The 23448-nt window shown below is 52.3% G+C and carries 26 protein-coding genes; 15 read left to right on the top strand and 11 right to left on the bottom strand.

What is annotated here, in order from left to right; all coding sequences use genetic code 11:
* The first annotated feature begins 67 nt into the window (after positions 1 to 67).
* On the top strand, positions 68 to 1585 hold the full coding sequence (locus tag AArcSt2_RS09695) for a cryptochrome/photolyase family protein (protein WP_250584240.1): 1518 nt from the start codon (positions 68 to 70) through the stop codon (positions 1583 to 1585).
* Positions 1586 to 1706: 121 nt separating this feature from the next.
* Here AArcSt2_RS09695 and AArcSt2_RS09700 read toward each other — a convergent pair whose 3' ends face one another.
* The 3 genes from AArcSt2_RS09700 to AArcSt2_RS09710 all read right to left on the bottom strand — a co-directional run bounded on the left by AArcSt2_RS09700 (position 1707) and on the right by AArcSt2_RS09710 (position 5209).
* Positions 1707 to 1901, bottom strand: a complete 195-nt coding sequence (locus tag AArcSt2_RS09700) for a cold-shock protein (protein WP_174653676.1) — start codon at positions 1899 to 1901, stop codon at positions 1707 to 1709.
* Positions 1902 to 1953: 52 nt separating this feature from the next.
* Positions 1954 to 4533, bottom strand: a complete 2580-nt coding sequence (locus tag AArcSt2_RS09705) for a heavy metal translocating P-type ATPase (protein ID WP_250584242.1) — start codon at positions 4531 to 4533, stop codon at positions 1954 to 1956.
* Between the two features lie 82 nt (positions 4534 to 4615).
* The gene (locus AArcSt2_RS09710) at positions 4616 to 5209 is read right to left on the bottom strand and encodes an AsnC family transcriptional regulator (protein ID WP_250584244.1); all 594 of its coding nucleotides are present in this window, start codon (positions 5207 to 5209) and stop codon (positions 4616 to 4618) included.
* A gap of 125 nt (positions 5210 to 5334) precedes the next feature.
* Between AArcSt2_RS09710 and AArcSt2_RS09715 the strand changes: the two genes are divergently transcribed.
* Positions 5335 to 5529, top strand: a complete 195-nt coding sequence (locus AArcSt2_RS09715) for a cation transporter (RefSeq protein ID WP_174653674.1) — start codon at positions 5335 to 5337, stop codon at positions 5527 to 5529.
* A 16-nt stretch (positions 5530 to 5545) separates the two neighbouring features.
* Here AArcSt2_RS09715 and AArcSt2_RS09720 read toward each other — a convergent pair whose 3' ends face one another.
* Together AArcSt2_RS09720 and AArcSt2_RS09725 are read right to left on the bottom strand one after the other, a co-directional pair.
* Complete coding sequence (locus tag AArcSt2_RS09720; RefSeq protein ID WP_250584246.1) at positions 5546 to 6133, bottom strand: peroxidase-related enzyme; 588 nt, start codon at positions 6131 to 6133, stop codon at positions 5546 to 5548.
* Between the two features lie 50 nt (positions 6134 to 6183).
* Entirely contained in the window at positions 6184 to 6672 is a 489-nt protein-coding gene (locus tag AArcSt2_RS09725) for a metal-dependent hydrolase (RefSeq protein ID WP_174653672.1), read from the bottom strand.
* Positions 6673 to 6773: 101 nt separating this feature from the next.
* Between AArcSt2_RS09725 and glmM the strand changes: the two genes are divergently transcribed.
* Positions 6774 to 8096, top strand: coding sequence for a phosphoglucosamine mutase (gene glmM / locus AArcSt2_RS09730; RefSeq protein ID WP_174653671.1), 1323 nt, complete (start codon positions 6774 to 6776; stop codon positions 8094 to 8096).
* A gap of 59 nt (positions 8097 to 8155) precedes the next feature.
* The gene (locus tag AArcSt2_RS09735; protein WP_250584248.1) at positions 8156 to 9499 is read left to right on the top strand and encodes an outer membrane protein assembly factor BamB family protein; all 1344 of its coding nucleotides are present in this window, start codon (positions 8156 to 8158) and stop codon (positions 9497 to 9499) included.
* 19 nt (positions 9500 to 9518) lie between these two features.
* On the opposite strand, the gene glmU is transcribed toward AArcSt2_RS09735, so the two are convergent.
* A complete protein-coding gene (gene glmU / locus AArcSt2_RS09740; protein ID WP_250584250.1) occupies positions 9519 to 10703 on the bottom strand; it encodes a bifunctional sugar-1-phosphate nucleotidylyltransferase/acetyltransferase in 1185 nt (394 codons plus the stop codon).
* A 121-nt stretch (positions 10704 to 10824) separates the two neighbouring features.
* Between glmU and aglJ the strand changes: the two genes are divergently transcribed.
* Positions 10825 to 11904 (top strand): S-layer glycoprotein N-glycosyltransferase AglJ, encoded by a 1080-nt coding sequence (gene aglJ / locus AArcSt2_RS09745; protein ID WP_250584252.1) that lies wholly within the window; start codon positions 10825 to 10827, stop codon positions 11902 to 11904.
* 15 nt (positions 11905 to 11919) lie between these two features.
* Here aglJ and AArcSt2_RS09750 read toward each other — a convergent pair whose 3' ends face one another.
* Positions 11920 to 12246: a hypothetical protein gene (locus AArcSt2_RS09750; protein WP_174653667.1), complete on the bottom strand. Its 327-nt coding sequence runs from the start codon at positions 12244 to 12246 to the stop codon at positions 11920 to 11922.
* A 99-nt stretch (positions 12247 to 12345) separates the two neighbouring features.
* Between AArcSt2_RS09750 and AArcSt2_RS09755 the strand changes: the two genes are divergently transcribed.
* The gene (locus AArcSt2_RS09755; RefSeq protein ID WP_174653666.1) at positions 12346 to 12555 is read left to right on the top strand and encodes a ribbon-helix-helix domain-containing protein; all 210 of its coding nucleotides are present in this window, start codon (positions 12346 to 12348) and stop codon (positions 12553 to 12555) included.
* Positions 12556 to 12558: 3 nt separating this feature from the next.
* Here the strand turns inward: AArcSt2_RS09755 and AArcSt2_RS09760 are convergent, their stop codons facing one another.
* The 3 genes from AArcSt2_RS09760 to AArcSt2_RS09770 are packed head-to-tail and all read right to left on the bottom strand — an operon-like array spanning position 12559 to position 14008.
* Complete coding sequence (locus AArcSt2_RS09760; RefSeq protein WP_174653665.1) at positions 12559 to 12981, bottom strand: JAB/MPN domain protein-containing protein; 423 nt, start codon at positions 12979 to 12981, stop codon at positions 12559 to 12561.
* Between the two features lie 3 nt (positions 12982 to 12984).
* Positions 12985 to 13671, bottom strand: a complete 687-nt coding sequence (locus AArcSt2_RS09765; RefSeq protein WP_250584254.1) for a hypothetical protein — start codon at positions 13669 to 13671, stop codon at positions 12985 to 12987.
* A 52-nt stretch (positions 13672 to 13723) separates the two neighbouring features.
* Entirely contained in the window at positions 13724 to 14008 is a 285-nt protein-coding gene (locus tag AArcSt2_RS09770) for a DUF5779 family protein (protein ID WP_174653663.1), read from the bottom strand.
* A gap of 291 nt (positions 14009 to 14299) precedes the next feature.
* On the opposite strand from AArcSt2_RS09770, the gene AArcSt2_RS09775 reads away from it, so the two are divergent.
* The 9 genes from AArcSt2_RS09775 to AArcSt2_RS09815 all read left to right on the top strand — a co-directional run bounded on the left by AArcSt2_RS09775 (position 14300) and on the right by AArcSt2_RS09815 (position 22967).
* Positions 14300 to 15529 carry a LeuA family protein gene (locus AArcSt2_RS09775; protein ID WP_425493660.1) on the top strand — a complete coding sequence of 410 codons (1230 nt, stop codon included), beginning with the start codon at positions 14300 to 14302 and terminating at the stop codon, positions 15527 to 15529.
* A 363-nt stretch (positions 15530 to 15892) separates the two neighbouring features.
* Complete coding sequence (gene ilvB / locus AArcSt2_RS09780) at positions 15893 to 17680, top strand: biosynthetic-type acetolactate synthase large subunit (protein WP_250584258.1); 1788 nt, start codon at positions 15893 to 15895, stop codon at positions 17678 to 17680.
* Positions 17677 to 18372 (top strand): acetolactate synthase small subunit, encoded by a 696-nt coding sequence (gene ilvN, locus AArcSt2_RS09785; protein WP_174653661.1) that lies wholly within the window; start codon positions 17677 to 17679, stop codon positions 18370 to 18372. The genes ilvB and ilvN overlap by 4 nt, the downstream gene beginning before the upstream one ends.
* Positions 18373 to 18404: 32 nt before the next feature.
* Complete coding sequence (gene ilvC / locus AArcSt2_RS09790; protein ID WP_174653660.1) at positions 18405 to 19448, top strand: ketol-acid reductoisomerase; 1044 nt, start codon at positions 18405 to 18407, stop codon at positions 19446 to 19448.
* A complete protein-coding gene (locus tag AArcSt2_RS09795; protein WP_174653659.1) occupies positions 19445 to 19717 on the top strand; it encodes a DUF7989 family protein in 273 nt (90 codons plus the stop codon). The genes ilvC and AArcSt2_RS09795 overlap by 4 nt, the downstream gene beginning before the upstream one ends.
* Positions 19714 to 21135 (top strand): 3-isopropylmalate dehydratase large subunit, encoded by a 1422-nt coding sequence (gene leuC, locus AArcSt2_RS09800; RefSeq protein ID WP_250584260.1) that lies wholly within the window; start codon positions 19714 to 19716, stop codon positions 21133 to 21135. The genes AArcSt2_RS09795 and leuC overlap by 4 nt, the downstream gene beginning before the upstream one ends.
* Positions 21132 to 21770, top strand: a complete 639-nt coding sequence (gene leuD, locus AArcSt2_RS09805) for a 3-isopropylmalate dehydratase small subunit (RefSeq protein WP_174653657.1) — start codon at positions 21132 to 21134, stop codon at positions 21768 to 21770. The genes leuC and leuD overlap by 4 nt, the downstream gene beginning before the upstream one ends.
* A complete protein-coding gene (gene leuB / locus AArcSt2_RS09810) occupies positions 21763 to 22740 on the top strand; it encodes a 3-isopropylmalate dehydrogenase (protein ID WP_174653656.1) in 978 nt (325 codons plus the stop codon). The genes leuD and leuB overlap by 8 nt, the downstream gene beginning before the upstream one ends.
* Before the next feature lie 80 nt (positions 22741 to 22820).
* Positions 22821 to 22967, top strand: a complete 147-nt coding sequence (locus AArcSt2_RS09815) for a DUF7557 family protein (RefSeq protein ID WP_174653655.1) — start codon at positions 22821 to 22823, stop codon at positions 22965 to 22967.
* A gap of 5 nt (positions 22968 to 22972) precedes the next feature.
* On the opposite strand, the gene AArcSt2_RS09820 is transcribed toward AArcSt2_RS09815, so the two are convergent.
* On the bottom strand, positions 22973 to 23425 hold the full coding sequence (locus tag AArcSt2_RS09820) for a DUF5799 family protein (RefSeq protein ID WP_250584262.1): 453 nt from the start codon (positions 23423 to 23425) through the stop codon (positions 22973 to 22975).
* Between the last annotated feature and the right edge of the window lie 23 nt (positions 23426 to 23448).

Genomic DNA, 23448 nt, shown 5'->3' on the forward strand with positions numbered 1-23448 from the left:
GACAAAAAGCCGATCGAAGCGGCTAGGTGGGCGAGGCAATTTAGCCAACAGCGCACCAACTATCAGTATGACTGTGTGGGTACTCGGTGACCAGTTGACAGCGGATGTAGGGCCAATTCAGCACACAGACCATGTGCTGATGATCGAAGCGCACGGGTTCGCCGATCGGCTCCGTTATCACCCACAAAAACTGTTGCTCTTATTTAGTTCGATGCGTCACTTCCGCGATTCGCTTCGCGCAGATGGATACGAGGTCACATACATTACTGCTGAGACGTTTGGTGAGGGAGTACAAACGTATTTTACGGCAAACCCTGGCGACAGGCTGGTGTTGATGGAGCCGCCGAGTCACGGTGCTGGCGATCGACTACAGCACCTTGTCGAAAACTGCGGCGGGACACTGACTCGCGTTGAAAACGAACTCTTTGTGACCACACACGCGATGTTTGATTCGTGGGCCGGTGAGCACGAGGAGGGTCGGACATACAGACAGGAGAACTGGTATCGCCACGTTCGCCGAGAAACAGGTATTCTAATGGAAGACGGAGAGCCGATCGGCGGCGAGTGGAACTACGATGACAAAAACCGTGAGACGCCACCCAAAGAGTGGTCTCCCCCACCAGTTCCAACATTTTCCCATGACGATATTACCCGATCAGTCCATGCGTTTGTCAGCGATCGCTATCCTGACAGTTGGGGACGGGTACCGTCAGTTGAGGAGCCGCTGCAGTGGCCAGTAACCCGCGAACAAGCGGTCTCGTTGCTCGATCACGTGATCGACGATCGGCTCGAAGCGTTTGGGCCATATCAGGACGCGATGTTAACTGATGAGTGGGCGTTGTCGCATTCACTGCTTTCCGCTGCGCTAAACATTGGCCTTCTTACCGCACAGGAGGTTGTCGATCGCGCAGCGGCAGCCTATCAGACGGGAACCGCACCAATACATAGCGTTGAGGGATTCATTCGTCAGATCATCGGCTGGCGTGAGTTCATGCGGCATGTTTATCGGCGATCGATGCCGGAACTCGCACAGGCAAACCAGCTTTCCCAGACAGAACCGCTGCCGCCGCTCTATTGGGGCGGTGAGACGGAGATGCAGTGTCTTTCAGAAGCAGTGAACCATGTGTACGATCGAGGCTATGCCCACCATATTGAGCGATTGATGGTCCTCTCGAACTTTGCCCTTATGTATGGCGTTACCCCACAAGCGTTGAACGAGTGGTTCCATCTGGGCTTTGTTGATGCTTATCATTGGGTGACGACACCGAACGTGATTGGAATGGGTTCATTTGGGAGCGACGTGCTCTCCTCGAAGCCGTATGCCTCGTCGGGAAACTACATCAACAAAATGAGTGACCACTGCAAATCGTGTCCGTACGCGATCTCAAAAACAACCGGCGAAAACGCCTGTCCGTTCAATGCACTCTACTGGGACTTCCTCAAAACAAATGAAGAGACGCTTCGTGGAACTGGTCGGATGGGGCTAATGTACGCTCACGTTGATAAGAAAGACGATACTGAGTGGGCGGCAATTCGATCGCGCGTGGATGAAATTCGATCGCTCGCCCAGGAGGGAGAGCTATAGCTACCGCTGATAGCGTTATAAAAACCACGAACGAAAAGACAGCGATCGCTCGTGGCGTGTGGACGGTCACAGCAAAACTGAAACCGCAATTATAACTGATACTGCGTAGCTACGTGTGTAGCTACAGCCGTTCGAGGTTTTTTGCGCGAGGGCCTTTGTCGGCCTGTTCGACGTCAAATTCAACCTCTTGGCCTTCTTCGAGGTCAGGGCCACCGATATCTTCCATGTGGAAGAAAACGTCCTCGTCGAGGTCGTCGCTTTCGATGAAACCGTAACCGCCTGTATCGTTAAAGAAGGCTACCTTCCCTTTCGGCATGACACCTCAATGGAGGGTTAGAAAACATAAAAACGTTTGGACGAAAGGCGATTTATCTATTTTTGTAGAACAGTCTCAACGGGAGGAAGTGATAATCCGTATGTGGATCCCACCGCCGGAATGCGAGACTGTTTGTCATCACAGAGACGCTTGATCCTGCCATTGCGAGTCCTGCAAGTGCAGGGTTGAGCATCCCAAGCGAGGCGATCGGAATAAGCGTCGTATTGTATGCGAACGCCCAAAACAGGTTCTGTCTGACTTTGGTGATCGTGGCCTCCGAAATACGAATCACCTTCAAGACATCCGCTGGGTCGTCCCGCATGAGGGTGACATCCGCGGCTTCGATCGCAACGTCGGTTCCCGAACCGATCGCAACGCCGATGTGAGCAGTCGTGAGTGCAGGCGCATCATTGACTCCATCACCAACCATCATCACTCGATCGCCTGTCGATTGTAACTCGTCTACGGCATCGGCTTTATCCGCTGGAAGGACGCCCGCACGAACGTTGTCCGGGTCAATGCCGACATCCGCTGCGACCGCACGCGCAGTTCGTTCATTATCTCCAGTCAGCATATAGACCGAAAGGCCACGTTTCTGTATGGCTTCGATCGTTGTTTTTGCGCTTTCTCTGACCGTATCTGCTGCGGCAACAACGCCGACGAGGCTCCCTTCGACTGCGACTAACATCGCTGTTTTCCCCTCATTCTCCAAGCGGACCAACTCCTCTTCAGCGGGCTGAGGATCGACTCCGTTGTCCCGCATGAGCTTTCGGTTGCCGACTAATGTCTTACCAAACTCAGTCTGTGCACTAATTCCATGCCCAGGAATGTTTTCAAACTGTGTTGGCTCCGCAAGCGCAAGATTCCGATCGGTTGCGCCGGCGACGATCGACTGTGCTAGTGGGTGTTCCGACCCACGTTCCGCACTGGCTGCGGCAGCGAGGACGAACGCTTCTGCATCACGGTCTGGTTTTTCAATAGCGATTCCCGCACCGTCAGTACGAACGGGGTCTTCGAGCGACACCACATCTGTGAGTGCCAACTCGCCGTGTGTCAGCGTCCCTGTTTTATCGAAGACGATTGCATCAATCTCTTTTGCGCGTTCGAGAATGTCAGCCCCTTTGAACAGGACGCCGTTTGTTGCAGCGATCGTCGAACCAACCATCGTTGCTGCAGGCGTTGCCAGCCCGAGTGCACATGGACATGCAATAAGGATCGACGACGCAAGCACAACCATCGAGAACTCAAGCAGTGGGACGCCGCCCGCAACTGGGCCGCCGCTTACAGGAGTTAGTGGGAGCAGTCCAACGACTGATGACAGCTGTGCTGGGAATAGATACCACAGCACCGCCCACGTGAATGCGTTTATAATGACCAGTGGAACAAAGTAGGCACTCACTTTGTCAACAAGGCGTTGGATATCCGGCTGTCGGGATTGCGCCTCTTTAACGCGTTTGACGATCTGCTGGATTGCCGTCTCTGCACCAACCTTCGTCGCTTCAATAGTGAGCACTCCGTTCTCGTTGATCGTCGATCCGATAACCTCATCACCAACCGATTTCTCTACGGGGACGCTTTCGCCCGTTAACATCGACTCATCAACTGCGCTCTCACCGGAAACAACGACGCTGTCAGTTGGAATCCGTTCGCCAGGTCTAACTTTCAGTCGATCGCCAACCTGTATCGAATCAACCGCAATTGTCTCTTCTGTCCCGTCTTCATGGACGAGCGTTGCATCATCTGCTTTCAGCTCAAGCAGTGCGCGAAGGGCATCGCTGGCTTGCGCTTTCGATCGCGCTTCAAGCCAGTTGCCAAGCGTAATAAACCAGAGGATGAACGCAACGGCCTCGAAGTAGAGTCCTTCGCCAGTGATGGCACCTCCAAGCACACCGACACTGTAGAGATAGCCAACACTGGTTCCCATTGCAACAAGCGTATCCATGTTGGCTTGTCGATTGTGGACTGCCGCGCGGTAGGCACCAACAAGGAACTCCTTTCCAAGCGTTGCCATCAATGCAGTGGCAAGAACGAACTCAATAATGCCAAGCTCGATTCCTGCGATCGTCTCCGGGAGTGAGACGAGCCCAAACATCGACGCCATGATTGGAAGGAATGGCAGGGTAAGGATGCCACCGATAATCACGAGCCGCCACTGCTTTTTCATCTCACGCTTGGCAACCGACTCGCGCTCAGTCTTGGGGTCGCCGTCTTCGGTTGGGCGGATCGGCTCATAGCCTGCCTGTTCGATCGCGTCAAACACCGCATCGAGTTCGATGTCCACCGGGTTGTATTCGACAGTCGCTTCATCTGCTGCGAAGTTAACCGACGCTTCAATAACTCCCGGCACTGCCTCGATCGCGCGTTTGTTCGCTGCAGAACAGTTTGCACAGGACATACCGCCAATCTCGATCGTTTTTCGCTCTCGGAGTGGCTCATAGCCTGCGTTTTCGATCGTTTCATAGATTGTTTTAAGCGAAACAGTATCCGGGTCGTATGTCACCGACCCGTCGTCTGTTGCGAAGTTTGCACTCGCGGACTCAACGCCAGGAAGATCATGTAAGGCATCTTGGACAGTTCCGGTACATGTTGCACAGGACATGCCGGAGATTTCAAGATGGGATGTGTGGCTCATACTAGTCTATACGGGCTCCACTTTCAACCGATTTTTCATTTTGAATCGATAGTAAATCGTGTCCTGAACTTTGGATTCAAAACTACGCATCAGCAGCAAAGCGGTCGTACCGTTCGGTGAAGTTCCCCAAACACGAGCCACAACAAAAGTGGTACAGCGTTCCGTCAATACGTTCGGACTCGCCCTCTCCAGTTACTGCGTTTCCACACTCAACACAGTCAATGGCAAGCTGTGCGTCCGAGCCGATACGTGGTGACCATGACGAATTCGAGAGGAGATGGACATTGATCGATCGAACTCGGTTGAAATCCAGAACGCTATCAAGTAACGCTGTAACGCTGTCCGTTCCAACCGTCGCATGGACAAAAATCGACGCATCTGCGGTGGTGTATTGGTGCTCGATCCGTTCAACATCGCGTAATGCATCGCTTGCAACGGAGAGATATGCGGGTTCAACCGCCAGTTCAACTAATACTGGAACACCGTCCCGAAGCAACCCTGTATCGAGATCGACAGAGAACCCTTCGATCAGACCAACCGCTCGAAGCCGATCGATTCGATCGGTAACTGCAGGTGCGGAGAGCCCAACATGCGCTGCAATATCGCTGTACGGTCGCCTGCCATCTTCAAGCAGAAGCTGGATGATCTCGCGATCGATCTGGTCTAATTCGCGCATACTTCATTTATGTACTGTGTCTCATTAGAGCTATCGATGGGGGTTTATGATCCCAAGTTGGTATACACATATACTTTGGTTTCAAAACCATAATCAACTTACTTGAGTGTCTACTTTCCAAATATATGGTACTCAAACTCGCCGTGAGCGGAATGAGCTGTACGGGCTGTGAAGCGAATGTTGAGAGTTCAGTGAGCGACATTACTGGCGTATCGACTGTCGACGCAGATCATGAGTCAGGTGTGGTCACTGTTGAGGGTGATAGCGACAAACCAGCGATCGAAGCCGCAATCACCGAAGCAGGATATAAAATCGAATAATACTGTTCGTTCACAGTTACTCTCGGCCAAGCGTATGGAACTCCTCGTTTGGCCGCATATCCGCAAAATGGGCCATCCGATTTGAGAGGTTATAGAATGCAGTCACGGCACCGATATCCCAGATTGCTTGTTCGCTGTAGCCGACCTCGGCTAAGCGATCGAGGTCCGCCTGTGTGATCTCCATTGGCCGCTCAGTAAGGGTAACTGCGACGTCTAACATTGCCTTGCGTTTGTCAGAAATATCTGCAGTTCGATAGTTCGAAATGAGTTGATCAGCAAGCAATGGATCCTTCGCATAGATCCGACAGAGTGCACCGTGTGCAACGTTGCAGTAGTAGCAGTGATTGACGCCGGAGACTGCAACCACGATCATTTCGATCGCTTCTCGATCGAGTGCAGACACCTCAACAAGCGCGTCGTGATACGCCATGAATGCACGCCACTGAGCGGGGCTGTATGCCATCGCTGCAAACACGTTTGGGGTAAATCCAGCACGGGCGGTCTCTTCTTCGATCCGCTCTTGTATGTCTGCAGGCAGTGAGTCATACTCCGGGACCGTGAAATTACGCATTGCGTCTTGATCAAGTGTCGGCTGGTCGGTCATACCGATCGGTTTCGGTGCAATCTTCAAAAAGATACGCGCAGGTTAGACTCTTAAAAGACGCCGAATGCAAGGCCCATAACGGCTGCGGAGACGAGCACCCCAAGCGCGAACAGTCCCTGATTTGCGATCGTGTTATCCGCTCGTGTGAGATACACCGAGAACGTTTTTGTGCTCAGTGGCCACAGGTAGTTCACTCCTGCAGGCGTGAGCGTGTCGCCAATAAGATGTGCAAAGACGCTCACGAATCCAAGAAAAAACCCAAATGCAGCAAGACTGAATCCAGCAACGGTAAACGCACCCTCTAACAAAAACCCAGCACCAGCAAACACTCCACCAACCAATGCGGCAAACAGGAGCGAATGTGTTGGTCCTCGATGTGAAATAATTGGAAGACGATGATCAATATCCGGGAGCATCGCTAACCAGACCATCACCGCACCAGTGAGGAGCGAAAGCTCCGGCTCTCCGATTGAGACAAGCCCGTATCCGATCGGTGCAAAGACAAGTAACGAAACACCGAGATGCCCTTTTCGATACATATCAGAGTATTTGAACGCACCCCATCAAAACGTGGCGGTTTCTGTTCACCTGTGTACAGAGTGACAACAAACCTATAGGCGGCTCTCCCGACAGCTATGGTATGTTCGGAACGAGTGGCGTTCGTGGCCCTGTTGGAACCGACGTGACTGCATCTCTTGCATTGGATATTGGCCGTGCAGTTGGCGCAACAGCCGATCGGGTCGTTCTTGGCCGAGATGCTAGAGATTCCGGACGAGCCCTCCTTTCTGCACTTGAGGCAGGTCTTGTCGAATCTGGGACGGATTGTATCAAACTTGGAACCGTCGCAACACCCACACTGGCCCGTGCAATTGCCAGACATGATGCTTCGGCTGGAATCATTGTCACCGCATCGCACAACCCACCGGAAGATAACGGAATAAAGCTCTGGACACCGTCTGGGCAAGCATTCGACACGACTGCACAGAATGCGATCGAAGCGCGAATTGAGACCAGTAGTTTTGATCTCACATCGTGGGATGAACATGGATCGGTAACGCATGATACAAGCGCCACGGATGCACATACTGACGCACTGACCTCGTATATCGATGCAGCGAATGCAGACCTTTCGGATCTATCTGTGGTTATTGATCTCGGCAACGGGATGGGACAGGTAACCGCAGACGCACTGTTCCAAGCGGGCGCAGATGTTGAAACGCTCAATGGGCAGCCGGATGGTCGGTTCCCCGGACGACCAAGCGAACCAACCGCAAAGACAACGGCCACACTCCAAGCACATGTTCGTGCAACCGATGCTGATCTCGGTATTGCACACGATGGTGACGCCGATCGGATGATGGCTGTCACAGATACTGGTGACTTTGTCGCCGGAGATCTGTTGCTCGCAACGTTTGCACGCGAGATTGCGTCTGACGGCGATCGGGTCGCAGCACCAGTTGACACAAGCCTTGCCGTTGATGATGCGCTCTCAGCGATCGGTGCATCCGTTGTCCGGACACGAGTTGGCGACGTCTATGTTGCGGAAAAAACACGCGAGCCGGATGTATCGTTCGGCGGTGAGCCTTCCGGGGCATGGATTTTCCCTGAACAGACCTACTGCCCGGATGGCCCACTGGCTGCCGTGACACTCGCCGTATTGGCAGCAACACAGCCGCTTTCCGAGCGGCTTGCATCGATCGACACCTATCCAATCCTGCGCGATTCAATCGAGGTCGCAAACAAATATGACGTTATGGAGACGATCGTTAAAACCGTTAAATCGAGGTATGATGACGTGACAACGATCGATGGCGTCCGAGTTGGGGTAGCTGATGGGTGGTTCCTCATTCGAGCATCCGGCACACAGCCAATTATCCGACTCACTGCTGAATCACGAGATGGGGATCGAACTGTTGAGATCCTCGAAGAGGCACGATCGATTCTCGACAGTACAATGGAGTGACGTAACAGTAGTCACCGAGACACATATATTGAATCCGCACAAACCGCGAAGTATCGTAGATGGCCGATCGAAATAACTCCTCCAAACGGTACTCGTTCTCCCGTCGGAACGCGATCAAAGCAAGTGGTGCTGCACTCATTGGTGGTCTTGCGGGATGTGTCGCCGCACCTGGAACACCAGTATATGACAAGACACAGGCTGAGTTCAACCCAGAACTGCTGCCGTACGATCGGACGTATCCGGATGACGAGAATATTACAATGTTTCGCCGTGGGCTTCGACGGCTTGGATACTATCCAGAGCAAACGGTTCCGGATGCAGTCGAAATTAACTGGCAACTTCCGGTAAACTACATCGGCCATACCGCAGCAAAAGCAAGTCCACTTCCAACACCTGATGGAGAGACCGTACTCATCCCTGCTGATACCGGTCGAGTCCACGCAGTCACCCCAAACGGCGAGCACAAATGGACCGTCCAAACAGGGGCGACAAACCTTGGTATTCATGGCACACCTGCGATCGTCGATAACGTCGCCTACATCGGCGGCTATGATGGAGATCTCTACGCGTTCAATATTCACACTGGCGAGGAGGTATGGCGAACCTCACGGATGGAGTTAGACGGATCGATCGCAATTGGCTCCTCACCTGCATATTGGGATGGCGTGATCTACGTCGTTACCGAGTACAATCATCCACCGGCCGGGACGATGTGGGCGATCGACGCCGCCTCTGGACAGCCGCTCTGGAAAGACGATCGACCATTGGGGATGCCACATCCATCAACGGCGATCGACCCCAAAACCGAACGGATGGCGATCGGCTCGAACGACGGTGTGATGTATTGCTGGGAGTTCCCGTCGTTGGAGCCTGCATGGGAGTTCGAAACCGGTGCGGAGATCAAAGGAACCACACCAATGTATGAGGGTGGTGTTTTTGTCGGCTCGTGGGATGGGAACTTCTATCGCCTCAATCTCGAAGACGGCACAGAGACGTGGCGATTTGAGACTGGACGTGTCATCATGTCAAATCCGGGGATCGACCCGGAAACAGGCATTGTCTACATGGGTGGTGACGACAACCATGTTCACGCATTGGATACCGAAACTGGTGAGGAGATTTGGTCAACAAACGTCGGCGGAAGCGTTATCGGATCACTCACAGTGACTGCAGATGCGGTACTTGTTGGTTCGTATGACACACACCTATATGCACTTGAAAAGGATACCGGAACGGTTCGTTGGCGAGTCCAGAGCCGAGGGCATGTTACAAGCGAAGCCGTTCCACACGACGGCCGGATATACTACGCAGAACGAGGCGATATTTCGGGATACTGGGATGAAGATGAAGCGGAAGTTGTCAACGCACCAGGTCACGCATACTGCTTGGTACCTTCTGAGTGAGGGTCGAAGAGCTGCACCATTAGCGATCGTGTGTCACAACCTCTCCCGGTGTCGTAAATGATTCACTGGAGAGAATAACACCCGGATTTAAACTCGTATTGATTCCTGTTTTTACCTCATCGCCACAGACGACGCCCATCTTCCGGCGACCGGTAGAGACACGCTTACCCTTGACTGTTAGCTTAATCGGTTCGCCATCATGACGAAGGTTTCCGACTGTTGTTCCCGCGCCGAAATTTGTCTGCTTGCCAATGAGGCTATCACCAATATACGAGAGGTGTCCAACAGTGGCACCCTCAAAGAGAATACTGTTTTTGACTTCAACAGCGTGGCCGACTTTTGCATTCGAGCAGATGTATGTTGAGCCCCGAATGTACGCGTTTGGACCGATGGTCGCACCGCTTCCGATATATGCTGGCCCCTCAATCGTCACACCACTTTTAATAGTTGCACCGTCCGCGACAACAACTGATCCTGAGATCGTCGCATCTGAGTGAACGGTCCCCGCCTGCTCGGATACAAGAGATTCAGACAACCATTCGTTTGCAGAGAGCAACTCCCACGGTCGGCCGACATCAAGCCATCGCTCGAATGGAACTGCAGTCACAGTATGTGCGTCACAGACTGCTTGCAGGACGTCTGTAAGCTCTAGCTCACCGCGTTCTGACACACCAACATCGAGCCGATCGCGGGTCTCAGCAGGGAATACATAGGCACCTGTGTTGATGAGATTTGATGGCGGATCTATTGGCTTCTCGACAACACCAGTGACTCGATTGCCGTCGGTTTGTAATACACCGTACGAACTTGGGTTCGAGACTCGGTACGAACCAACTGCGGGACCATTCTGATACAGTTTCTGGAGGGCAGGGATGTCATAAAGTGCATCACCATTCAGTACCACAAACGGCTCATCAGCAAGTGCTTGCGAAGCAACACGGACAGCATCTGCAGTCCCTCGCTGTTCAGGTTGGACTGTATATTCGATCGGAACACCATCATATGAGTTACCAAAGTACGTTCGGACCTGGTCGGATTCATATCCAATAACGAGAATGATTCGACTTGCCCCTGCGGCGACCGCTCGCTCAATGGTATGCGCGACGAGTGGTTGCCCCGCAACAGGTAGCATTGGTTTAGGGATAGAGTCGGTAAGCGGACGCATCCGAGTCCCAGCACCTGCAGCAAGTACGACTGTTTGCATATACAACACGTGCTGCCGTCGGCAATAAAGCGATTGTGGTCACGTCAGTGTAAAGACATCAATATTCTCCAAACTGCTGGATAAGTACTGTTTTATCGCCACACACTACACAGGTATGACAATGGGCGATCGAACCAGCAATTTGTCTGAAACGGCCACCACCGCAGACATTGATGCAACCGCTTCCGACGTCTGCGTCTTGTTGCCGACATTAAATGAGGCTGCAACGATCGAGTCTGTCGTTCACGGCTACATTGATGCCGGGTTTAGCAATGTGCTTGTTGTTGATGGCGACTCCGAAGACGAGACACGTCAGTTGGCACGTGATGCTGGTGCTCGTGTAATTACACAAACTGGAACTGGAAAAGGCCAAGCGATCCGCGAGGCAGTGGAACATATCACGGCAGAGGTTGTGTTGATGGCGGATGCTGATGCAACATACGATGTTTCGGATGCAGAGCGAATGCTTGAGCCGATTCTTGTTGGAGACTTCGACCACGTCATTGGAAACCGGTTTGCAAATATGCAGCCCGGAGCAATGACTCCGCTCAACAAAATTGGAAATCGGATCATAAACAGCGCATTTGCTCTTATTCACGGGCAAAACTACCGAGATATTCTCTCCGGGTATCGAGCATTTACGACGGAATCGTTCTCACAGATGCAACTGAGCGCCGATGGGTTCGGTGTTGAGACAGAGATGTCAGTTGAATGTGCAAAGCGCGGATTCAAAACAGAGGTTGTTCCGATCACGTACCGCCCGCGTCCGGATGGTTCAGACACGAACCTGCATCCAATCCGTGATGGTGGCATTATTTTCATAGAACTGTATCGAAAAGCAAAGACAAACAACCCGTTGTTTTATTTTGGAAGCGTTGGTGCAATCTCAACGACGATCGGTCTCATACTTGGATTCTATGTGGTCTATCGCTGGCTTGCATTTGGGATTGGCCATGAAATCCTTGCGATCGGCGCAGTTGCAGGCGTTCTGTTTGGCGTTCAACTGCTCATGTTCGGTGTGCTCTCGGATATGTTGCTCTCGCTGCACCGCGAACAGCTGTCACGATTTGAGCTTCTCGAAGCACGGACACAGACACAATCACCGCCAACGTCGCAATCGTCTGAAGGGGACCGCAGTGCAAACGCTGACGACGCAATATCTGCAGAGTATACCGATCCACAAAAATCATACAACAAGTAGCAGTTTCCGGTATGGTTAGAATGGGAGCAGCGATCGGAGACGACCAAAAAACCCACTGCTTGCTTCTTCGCGATACATCTCAAAAACGGGGTGTAGCTGGTTGAGTAGCTCGGTTTTATTTTCAAATTCTTGCTGTGGAAGTTGCTCGAGTGCCTCTTGTAACTCGACCGTGTTTCCAGAGCCATCAATTGGTATTGCAGTTTGCTGTACAGCGTCAACAATCTTGGTAGCTGTTGTAGGGTATGTTAGCTCAGTATTTTCAAGTCGTGCATCAAGCGCAGCAATACCAAATTCGATGAGATCTGGCTCTGATGAATCACTTGGTGGGGGTCGTGCTGCCATTGTAACTGGATATGAATGCAGCTACCAAAAAGCCCGGCGACATTGGATTTCGCTCACGCGACCCCAAAACGTATCCATTGCCATAGCATCATCCCCTACATGACTGAATACACGACCGTCTCTATCCCGAAGGATCTCGCAGAACGTGTTGAGGAGACAATTGAAGGAACATCATTCACAAGCACGAGTGACCTTGTTCGGTTTCTGCTCCGAAGTATCGTTATTCAGCATCAACGAGAGGGACAGCTTACCGAAGCGGAGTTCACTGAGATCGCAGACCAACTCCGTGATCTGGGATATCTGAAATAATGCTCATTCGAGCAGGTCGATCGGCGGTTCAGCCTCAACAACGTGCAGTTCAAATCGATCGCCTGACCGATCGAACGCTGCGACCGATTCATCATCCCACGGCGGAACCGCGACAAAAATAACGCCCGCAAGGTCATCCGTTTTTGTCACGGCTAACGGGCCGGATGGATGAGAGACAAACTTAGCATTTGCACCACCTGCTGGCCTCCCTAAGTCCATCCCAAAGACCGAATTTACCGACCGGCCTGCATCTGGGATGTACATATCAGTTACAATCGGTGTTTCCGGAGGAACAACATCAGCCAGCGACTCACCAAACTCGCTTGCTGGCAGTGTTGCTAAAGAGATCGTCACTGGTGCTGGTGCTCGTTTATCTGCGTGCTCAAGGAGTACAGAGAGCAGTCCACGGGTTATGTAGATAGCCATCTATTAGAGTGGGAGGAAACTTTTCAGTGTCTTCCCATAGAGTTTTGGCGTTTTCCCTCTTGACCCCGAAAGCGCGTGCTGAAGTGCCCGATCGGCATCCGAAAGAATACCCTCACCATGTCCAACGAGAATACGCGCTGGACGATACTGTGAGAGTACCTCAGTTGGAGGGAATAGTCGAAGCATTGGATGGACACCTAGCCGCTCTTCCTCAGTGACAAAATACGACGCAGTGCCCACTGACTCTGGAATAATGAGTGTGCCATTGTCTGCGTTGAACAGGCCTGCTTCCTGCCATGGTGGGACTGTTGAATCACGGACAACAAACGCTTCATACCCTGTGTCTGCTAGCTTCGACCCAAACCGCTCAACTGGAGCGTTAAGCTTCGTCTCAACACCAGTCATCCAGTTTGGAATATAAACTGACACATCGTGGCGTGTTGCAATCTCGGCTGCATCCCGTTTGTGTCGATCAAGACAAACTGCAATACCTTGAACAGGCCCAAACTCAGCGAGTAGCTCGTCAAGTCCATCCGCATCAACAGGATCAACAAGCCAGACACCATCATCGGTAGCGATCGCATGGCTCGCACGCTCCATTGTTTCATCCGGGTATGAAATCCACCCAACGCCACCATCGAATCGATCGATCTCGCGCAACGCAGTCGTCCCCGCTCCTTTCATCGGCATGACTCAAGATATGTGATACAGCCGCATAAACGCAAGGCGTCTTGAACTGTGTTCAGAGCCGATCGGTATTAATCGACACGTCCGGTGGAGAGACGATGAGGAATTTTCGAAAATGCATCAGCTCGCCCCCCATATCTTTTATTTCCCGAGCAAAGCCCGACGCAAGGGTGTTCAAATCACCTTCAACAGCGAGGACAAGTACGTTTCCGTTTTCCACTGTTTTCACCCAATCCTCTGGTGGTGTGGTCCCGTTAAGAATGCCCAGAACAACTTCATCAGCAGGAATTTCATCTAAATGATCTTCCGCATTTCGAAGGTCAAGATCGAATTCGCTCATACTCCACCGTTACCCGGGCACCCCAAAAGACTTCGGGCCTCTTTTTGAAGATTGTCCAACCACCCAACAGATACTCATCGGTAAAAGTTGAAAAACAGAACCAAAAAATAGCGCACATATATAAAGGCAAATATCACGACGATGAATATTAGGTATTAATACACATACAAATTCTTCCTAACTCGGTTGTGTACCGCGATTAGCCGCTAAATTCATCATTTTCTATCTACACATTTGTCCAGTTGTTTTGAAATAGCGGTGCATTTATATAGATACACGTCTGAGGAAGAGATACAATGTCATACAACGACACGGAGGATTCGTCGGCTACCCCGGCGGATCGAGTTCTTCCAGGGCACACTGGACAACACTGACGGAATTGAGTCAGTACGAATTTTCGATACGACACTGCGTGACGGCGAGCAATCGCCACGCACCTCGTTCGATTACGATGATAAGCGCGAGATTGCCGAGGTTCTGGATAACATGGGCACCCATGTTATTGAGGCAGGATTCCCGGTAAACTCTGAACCAGAATTTGAGGCGGTCTCGGACATCGCTGCAGCCACGGATACAACGATATGTGGGCTTGCACGCGTCGTCGACAAAGACATCGAATCTGCGATCGACGCTGGCGTAGACATGGTCCACGTGTTCGTGAGCACAAGCGATGTACAGCTGCAAGACTCGATGCATGCGAGTCGAGAAGAGGCCAAAGAGCGTGCGGTCGAAAGCGTTGAGCGCATTCGCGACGCCGGTGTTGAAGTAATGTTCTCACCAATGGATGCGACTCGAACACAGGAGTCGTACCTGATCGAGGTCATTGAAGCGGTCGACGAAGCAGGTGTTGATTGGATCAACATTCCAGACACCTGTGGTGTTGCAACACCGACGCGGTTTGCAAAACTCGTCACAACTGTCCGAGAGCATACCGACGCACGTGTTGACGTGCATGCACATGATGACTTCGGCCTTGCTGCAGCAAATGCAATTGCCGGATTCGAAGCAGGTGCACACCAAGCACAAGTCTCTGTCAACGGAATTGGTGAACGAGCCGGCAATGCAGCCTACGAGGAGGTTGTCATGACTGCAGAGTCGCTGTACAATGTCGATACCGGAATCGATACCACACAGATCACGAAACTGGCACGGATCGTTGAGGAGAAATCCGATATCCCGATTCCGGCCAACAAATCGATCGTCGGCAGAAACGCATTTGCTCACGAGAGTGGGATTCATGCAGCCGGCGTCATTGAAAACTCGGATACATTTGAGCCGGGTGTCATGACACCGGAGATGGTTGGTGCCCGTCGAGAGTTCGTGATGGGCAAACATACCGGAACGCACTCGGTTAAAAAGCGTCTGGTTGATGCAGGATACGATCCAACCGACTCGGAGGTACGAGCGGTAACGAAGCGTGTCAAAGAGTTCGGCGCTGAAAAACGCCGTGTGACTGACCAAGTCATCTCACGCTTCGCAGAGGAGATCGGTGTTCGCTCAAAAGAGGAGGTCAGAATTTAATGACTTCCTCGCGGTTTTTCTCCCACCGAGAGCGACCGCATTGGGTTCTGTCGTGGAGCGTCAACAGTTGCCAGACGCGTAACGATTATAAGCCTGTGGGAAAATCGAACATATACGATGGAACAGTCAATCGTACTCGGTGTACACGAGTCCGGAGCGATTGCTGTCGGTTCGATTATTATTGTAGGGGCCTAGTCCCCTACTTATCCCACCTCCACGATTCTATTGTACAACTTTCGAACAACAGTGCTGTCTCTGTTTCGAGACAGACAGCTGTAACCGACAGCACATCATGAGTAGGCGAACATCACAATCCAACCGAACCGTCCGACAGACAGACCATCAACCAATGAGGCCCTATCGATGAGTAAGCACGCAACTGCACCACAAGACGAGACCGCAACGGACACAAATCCGGACTCGGAAACAGACGCAGAATCGACTACAGAAGCAACACCAACACAAGTTACCAACGGCGCGACTGCGGTCGTCAGATCGCTTGAGAACGCGGGTGTGACGCACGCGTTTGGTGTGCAAGGTGGTGCAATTATGCCCGTTTATGATGCACTGTGGGATTCTTCCATTCGCCACATTACGATGGCGCACGAACAAGGTGCATCTCATGCCGCTGATGCATACGGTGTCGTGAAAGGAGTTCCCGGAATCTGTCTTGCGACGTCCGGACCAGGGGCAACAAATCTGGTTACTGGAATTGCTGACGCAGCGATGGATTCGGATGCAATGCTTGCCCTGACCGGCCAAGTGCCAAGCGGCATGGTTGGCTCTGATGCATTCCAAGAGACTGATACAACCGGTGTCACCGCGCCAGTCACAAAACACAACTACTTTGCATCGGATGCAACCACCGTCGGAAAGACGGTTGGCGAAGCATTTGCACTCGCAGAAGCTGGTCGACCAGGACCAACGCTTGTCGACCTTCCAAAGGATGTTACATTCGGTGAGACGGATGATGACCCCGGTCCACCAAAAGCACCTGCACGATCGTCGCCATCACCGGATGCTGATCCTGATGCGGTGATAGCTGCGGCAGAAGTAATCTCCCGTGCAGAGCGCCCAGTCTGTTTGTTTGGCGGCGGCGTTATCAAGGCCAACGCGTCCGAGCAGGCTCGTGCGTTCGCACGTGAGTACAACGTCCCAGTTGTGACTACAATGCCTGGAATCGGGTCATTCCCCGAGGACGATGAACTTTGTTTGTCATGGGCGGGAATGCACGGAACCGGCTATGCGAATATGGCAATTACACACACTGATTGTTTGATCGCAGTTGGGACTCGATTTGACGATCGGCTCACCGGTGGGATTGAGACGTTTGCTCCGGAGGCCGAGGTTGTGCACATTGATATTGACCCGGCTGAAATCTCGAAAAACATCCACGCGGATTATCCACTGATTGGCGACGCTGCAACCGTCTTAGAGCAGTTGTACGATGCGATCGACGATGATCCGGAGACGGACGCATGGGTCGAACAGTGCACAACATGGAAAGAGGAGTATCCGATGGACTATACAACGCCAGAGGATGAACCAGTAAAACCGGAGTTCATTGTTGAGGCGTTCGATGAAGCCACAGATGATGATACGATCGTCACAACCGGTGTTGGCCAACATCAGATGTGGGCCGCACAGTACTGGACCTACACCAAGCCACGGACGTGGGTTTCATCCCACGGGCTTGGAACGATGGGATACGGTCTTCCTGCGGCGATTGGTGCACGATTTGCAGCAGACGACGACCAGAGCGTCATCTGTTTTGACGGTGATGGGTCATTCTTGATGACACTTCAAGAGCTGTCAGTTGCGGTTCGTGAAAACCTTGATATCACGGTTGCTGTGCTCAATAACGAATATATTGGTATGGTTAGACAGTGGCAGGATGCGTTCTTCGAGGGGCGACATATGGCATCCGAATACAACTGGATGCCGGAGTTTGACAAACTCGCGGAAGCGTTCGGTGCCAAAGGCTGGCGTGTCGATGAGTATGACGAGGTCGCAGCGGCGATCGAAGAAGCACTCGCATACGATGGCCCATCGGTCATTGATTTCCATATCGATCCTGGTGCGAATGTCTATCCAATGGTTGCAAGCGGGGGCGCAAACGGCAAATTTGCCCTCTCGGAGGATCAGCTATGAGTTCAGACGAAGATCCAACGTCACAGCGAGGACTACAAGGAAAGCCGCCGGAACAGCGTCCACATCCAACTGGACGACGGAACAAACAAGGCATTCGGATCGATCCCGAAGCAGAAGCGGAACCACGTGTTCGCAAAGCGGTGGTTTCGGCGCTTGTTGACAACGAGCCCGGCGTGTTGTCCCGTGTTTCAGGGCTGTTCTCTCGACGACAGTTCAATATCGAGAGTTTGACTGTCGGCCCGACAACTGTCGAAGGGAATGCCCGAATCACGCTTGTTGTTGAGGAGACCGATCCAGGAATTGATCAGGTGAAAAAACAGCTCGCTAAGCTCAAACCCGTAATGTCCGTTGGCGAGCTTGAAAATAACGCTGTTAGAGCGGAACTTGTGTTGTTGAAGGTCCACGGCGATGAGCCCGATAAGGTCCACGCAATCACACAGATGTATGACGGACAGACACTCGATGCCGGCCCGCGGACGATTACCGTCCAGATAACCGGTGATGAGAGTAAAATCGATGATGCAGTCGATGCGTTCAGACAGTTCGGGATTATTGAAATTGCTCGAACTGGACAGACTGCGTTGGCTCGCGGTGACACCCCAACGACACCTGGTGAAGAGCCAGCACCGGAAGGGACGATCGCTGAGGAACCATCACAACCGAGCGCAAACGTACAGTATTCAGACGACTAACAGACGAAGACGAGACTACATATTACATAACAATGACTGACGAACTTAACGCAACAATCTACTACGAAGACGATGCGGACGCAAACTATCTCAGCGGTAAAACAGTAGCTGTCCTTGGCTACGGAAGTCAAGGCCATGCCCACGCACAGAACCTTGCAGACAGCGGGGTTGACGTTGTGGTTGGCCTCCGAGAGGACTCATCCTCCCGTGCGGCTGCTAAAGAAGACGGCCTCGAAGTTGCAACGGCAAAAGAAGCCGCAGCAAAAGCGGACGTCGTCTCTGTATTGGTACCTGATACCGTACAGCCAGCAGTGTACGAAGAGATCAAAGACGAACTTGAAGCAGGTAACACGCTTCAGTTCGCACACGGATTCAACATTCACTACAACCAGATTAAGCCAAAAGACGGTATCGACGTGACGATGGTTGCCCCAAAATCACCGGGGCATCTTGTCCGTCGAAACTACGAAGCAGGCGAGGGAACGCCCGGATTGGTTGCGGTCTATCAGGACGAAACTGGAGAGGCAAAAGAGCGAGCCTTAGCATATGCACAGGCGATCGGCTGTGCCCGCGCAGGCGTTGTAGAGACAAGCTTCCGAGAAGAGACCGAAACCGATCTGTTCGGTGAACAGGCAGTCCTGTGTGGCGGTGTCACGTCCCTTGTTAAAACAGGCTATGAGACGCTTGTTGATGCGGGATACAGTCCAGAGATGGCATACTTTGAGTGTCTCAACGAGCTCAAACTGATCGTTGATCTGATGTACGAAGGCGGACTCGGTGAGATGTGGGACTCCGTTTCGGATACGGCTGAGTACGGTGGTTTGACACGTGGAGATGTCGTTGTTGACGATCATGCACGAGAGCGAATGGAGGAAGTTCTCGAACAGGTACAAAACGGCGAGTTTGCTCGTCAGTGGATCGTCGAGAACCAAGCAGGTCGACCAAGCTACACCCAACTTCGCGAGGCGGAAGGCAACCACGAGATTGAACAGGTTGGCGAAGAGCTTCGGGCACTATTTGCGTGGGCCGAAGAGAAAGAGACAGAAGAAGACAAAGAGTCACCAGTTAACGCATGAACAACCGATCGAAGACGGGGCGGACAATGAAACAAGTGAGCCACACACATCCGTTTACGGGTGAAACCTTTGGCTCGGTCTATCGGCGAGGGCCACTCCTTGCAGATGGTGGGCAGACAGTTCCAGTTCGCACGGGCGAACAAACGGAGCCACATGAAGAACAGCCACGGATGCGAGACATCGACCATACACCACGACATGACGCGGAGACAAATCGTGTCTGGTCTCGTGGGCGACCCGCTGAAGTAGACGATGGAGATAATCAATGAGTAACGGAACACTATACGACAACGTATGGGACAAACACGCAGTCACTGAACTACCAACTGGACAAACACAGCTGTTCATTGGACTCCACCTTATTCACGAGGTAACGAGCCCACAAGCTTTTGGGATGCTCCGAGAGCGAGGGCTTGAAGTCGCATATCCGAAACGGACGCACGCGACAGTTGATCACATTGTCCCAACCGCAGATCAGTCCCGTCCATACGGTGATAGTGCGGCCGAAGAGATGATGTCCGAGCTCGAACAAAACGTGCGTGACTCGGGCATCGTGTTCGATGACCCGACGACAGGAAATCAGGGAATTGTTCACGTTATTGGACCCGAGCAAGGGATTACGCAACCGGGAATGACGATCGTCTGTGGTGACTCACATACATCAACTCACGGTGCATTTGGTGCGCTTGCATTCGGTATCGGAACGAGCCAGATTCGTGATGTGTTGGCAACCGGGACCGTTGCAATGGAGAAACAGAAGGTTCGAAAAATCGAGGTTACGGGTGAGCTCTCAGCGGGGGTTACTGCAAAAGACATTATCCTCACGATCATCCGAAAGCTTGGTACTGACGGTGGTGTTGGGCATGTATACGAGTATGCTGGGAGTGCAATCGAAAGCCTTGGCATGGAAGGTCGGATGTCGATCTGTAACATGTCGATCGAAGGCGGTGCTCGCGCAGGCTATGTGAACCCTGATGAGACAACCTACGAATGGCTCAAAAACACCGATGCGTTCAAAGACAACCCAGAGCGGTTTGAGACGCTGAAAACGTACTGGGAGTCAATCCGAAGCGACGAAGATGCTGAGTACGATGACGTCGTCACGATCGACGGCAGCGCAATTGAACCAGTTGTCACATGGGGTACCACACCTGGTCAGGGGATCGGAATTTCAGAACCGATCCCAGAGCCAGAATCGCTCAGCCCGGAGAAACAGGAGACTGCGCGGAGAGCGCAGAAACATATGCGTGTCAAACCAGGAGAGACGATGGAGGGCTACAACATTGATGTTGCATTCCTTGGCTCCTGTACAAATGCTCGGTTGCCTGACCTGCGTGCTGCAGCAGAGATTATTAAAGGACGAGAGGTTGACCCAAGTGTCCGTGCAATGGTTGTTCCGGGAAGCCAACGGGTCAAAGCAGCCGCAGAGGCTGAAGGCCTCGATGAGATATTCAGAGAAGCAGGCTTCGACTGGCGAGGTGCAGGCTGTTCGATGTGTCTTGGAATGAATGAAGATCAATTAGAAGGGGATGAAGCATGTGCATCCTCATCGAACCGTAACTTTGTGGGTCGGCAAGGATCAAAGGATGGCCGAACCATCTTGATGAGTCCACTCATGGTCGCTGCAGCGGCGGTGACTGGTGAGGTTACAGATGTTCGTGAGCTTGAGGAGGTGGTCTCAGCATGAGTGACGGACCTGCTGACATCGTTGAGTACGTTTCGGGAACCGGTATTCCAGTTCGCGGAAACGATATTGATACGGACCAGATCATCCCTGCCCGATTCATGAAGGTCGTCACGTTCGATGGCCTTGGTGAGTTTGCATTCTTCGATCAGCGTTTTGATGACGAAGATAACCAGAAAGAACATCCGTTCAATGAGCCACAGTTCCAGAATGCGAACATCCTCGTGGTTAATAACAACTTTGGCTGCGGCTCATCGCGTGAACACGCACCACAGGCATTGATGCGGTGGGGTATCGATGCGGTGGTTGGTGAAAGCTTTGCAGAGATCTTTGCAGGAAACTGTCTCGCACTCGGCATCCCGACAGTAACCGTCTCACAAGAGGATGCAGAGGCGTTACAGGCGTTCGTTGATGAGAATCCTGATGCAGAGATCGATGTTGATGTCGCAGCCGAAACGGTCACCTACGGTGACAAAACGGTTGATGTGACAGTTGACGATGCACAGCGGAAGGCACTTGTTGAGGGTGTTTGGGATACAACTGCACTCATGAAAGCAAATGCGAACGCTGTTCGTGAGAAAGCAAAATCGCTTCCATATATCCAGGATCATGAGGTTCCAGCGGTGAAGGATGACTGAGGAGATCGTTGTTATTCCAGGTGACGGGATCGGCAAAGAGGTCATCCCAGAAGCCAAACGGGTAGTTGAGTCGGTGATCGATGTTACATTCATCGAAGCCGATGCGGGTGATGCAGTCAAAGAAGAGACGGGAACCGCACTTCCACAGGAGACGTATGATCTCGCAGCCAGCGCAGATGCAACGCTCTTTGGTGCGGCTGGAGAGACTGCCGCAGATGTGATCCTCCCACTTCGAGATGCTGTTGGCTCGTTTGTCAATATTCGGCCTGCAAAAGCATACCCGGGTGTCGATGCCCTTCGACCGGAGACCGATTTGGTCTTCCTTCGTGAGAACACAGAGGGCGTCTACTCAGGACATGAGGATCGGCTTTCGGATGATCTGTCAACACTCACACGCGTTGTGACAACATCCGCATCCGAAGCATTGGCAGCGTTCGCTTGCGACTACGTTAGCGGCGAGGAACACGATGGGTTCACGATTGCACACAAAGCGAATGTCATGCGAGAAACCGATGGTCGGTTCCGTGACGCCGTTGTTTCTGTGGCGAAGGAAAACGATGTTCCTGTTGATGAGGTACTCATGGATGCGTTCGCAACCCGTGTCTGTCTCGATCCGACACAGTTTGACGTGATTGTCTGCCCAAACCTTGCTGGTGATGTGCTTTCGGATCTCGCAGCTGGGCTTGTTGGCGGACTTGGACTGTTGCCGTCAGCAAACGTTGGAACCGATCGTGCATTGTTTGAACCTGTTCACGGAACAGCGCCGGATATCGCAGGCAACGGGATTGCGAACCCAACGGCGACAATTCTCTCTGCGGCGATGATGCTTGAATATCTTGGATATGAAACCGAAAGCAACGCGGTGAACGATGCTGTTGAGGCTGTCCTCTCGGATGGTCCACGGACGGGAGACCTGGGTGGCAACGCAACCACTACGGAAATGACAGATGCGATCATCAACCACCTGTAACACAGGTTGTTTGGCTGTCGGCTGGAGTATGTAACCGGCCATGTTATTTTTTGTAGCTCTGTGCGGTATCCTGTTACAGTATGCCACAGATACAGGTATCAGAAAAGACGGTACAGCGGCTTGATCGACTCCGAGAAGATGATGAAACGTATGATGAGTTGGTTACAGAACTCCTCAATATCTATCGAGCAAGCGAGATGACGATGTTTCGGAGTGGCGATGGATAACAACGCTACTCTTGATACGCAATCCGAACCTGTTCCCACGTTCCTTTCTCTTCAAGGTGCGATTGTAGCAGGTCCGCATACGCCTGTGTGAGCTGTTTTGCAGCTGCTAACTGCTCGTCATCGACACCGTCGGAACTGCTACCAAGCCCAAGGGCATTTTTAATCGAGGAGACGATTCCGCCACTGGACTTTGTCGACGAGCCACCAGCACCACCCATTGCAGCCATTTGGGATTGGATAGTATCCAGCTCTGGCATAATATGTTTGAGTTTCTCAGTGTTTGCGACGATCCGTGCCTCCTCTGGATCGTCCGCGTGTTCGATCTCAAACTCCGTGGCAGTCATGATTAGCCCCCACTGTTGGCTACTAAATTGTGACTGGTGGACCTGTTCGTTGAACTGCCTATCGACCGCCATTCGATCGCCAACGATCGCATCTGTCCAGTTGCTATTGCTCATACACGACGTAAGAAAAGCAGCCG

The organism is Natronocalculus amylovorans (assembly GCF_023638035.1).
GTDB lineage: Archaea > Halobacteriota > Halobacteria > Halobacteriales > Haloferacaceae > Natronocalculus > Natronocalculus amylovorans.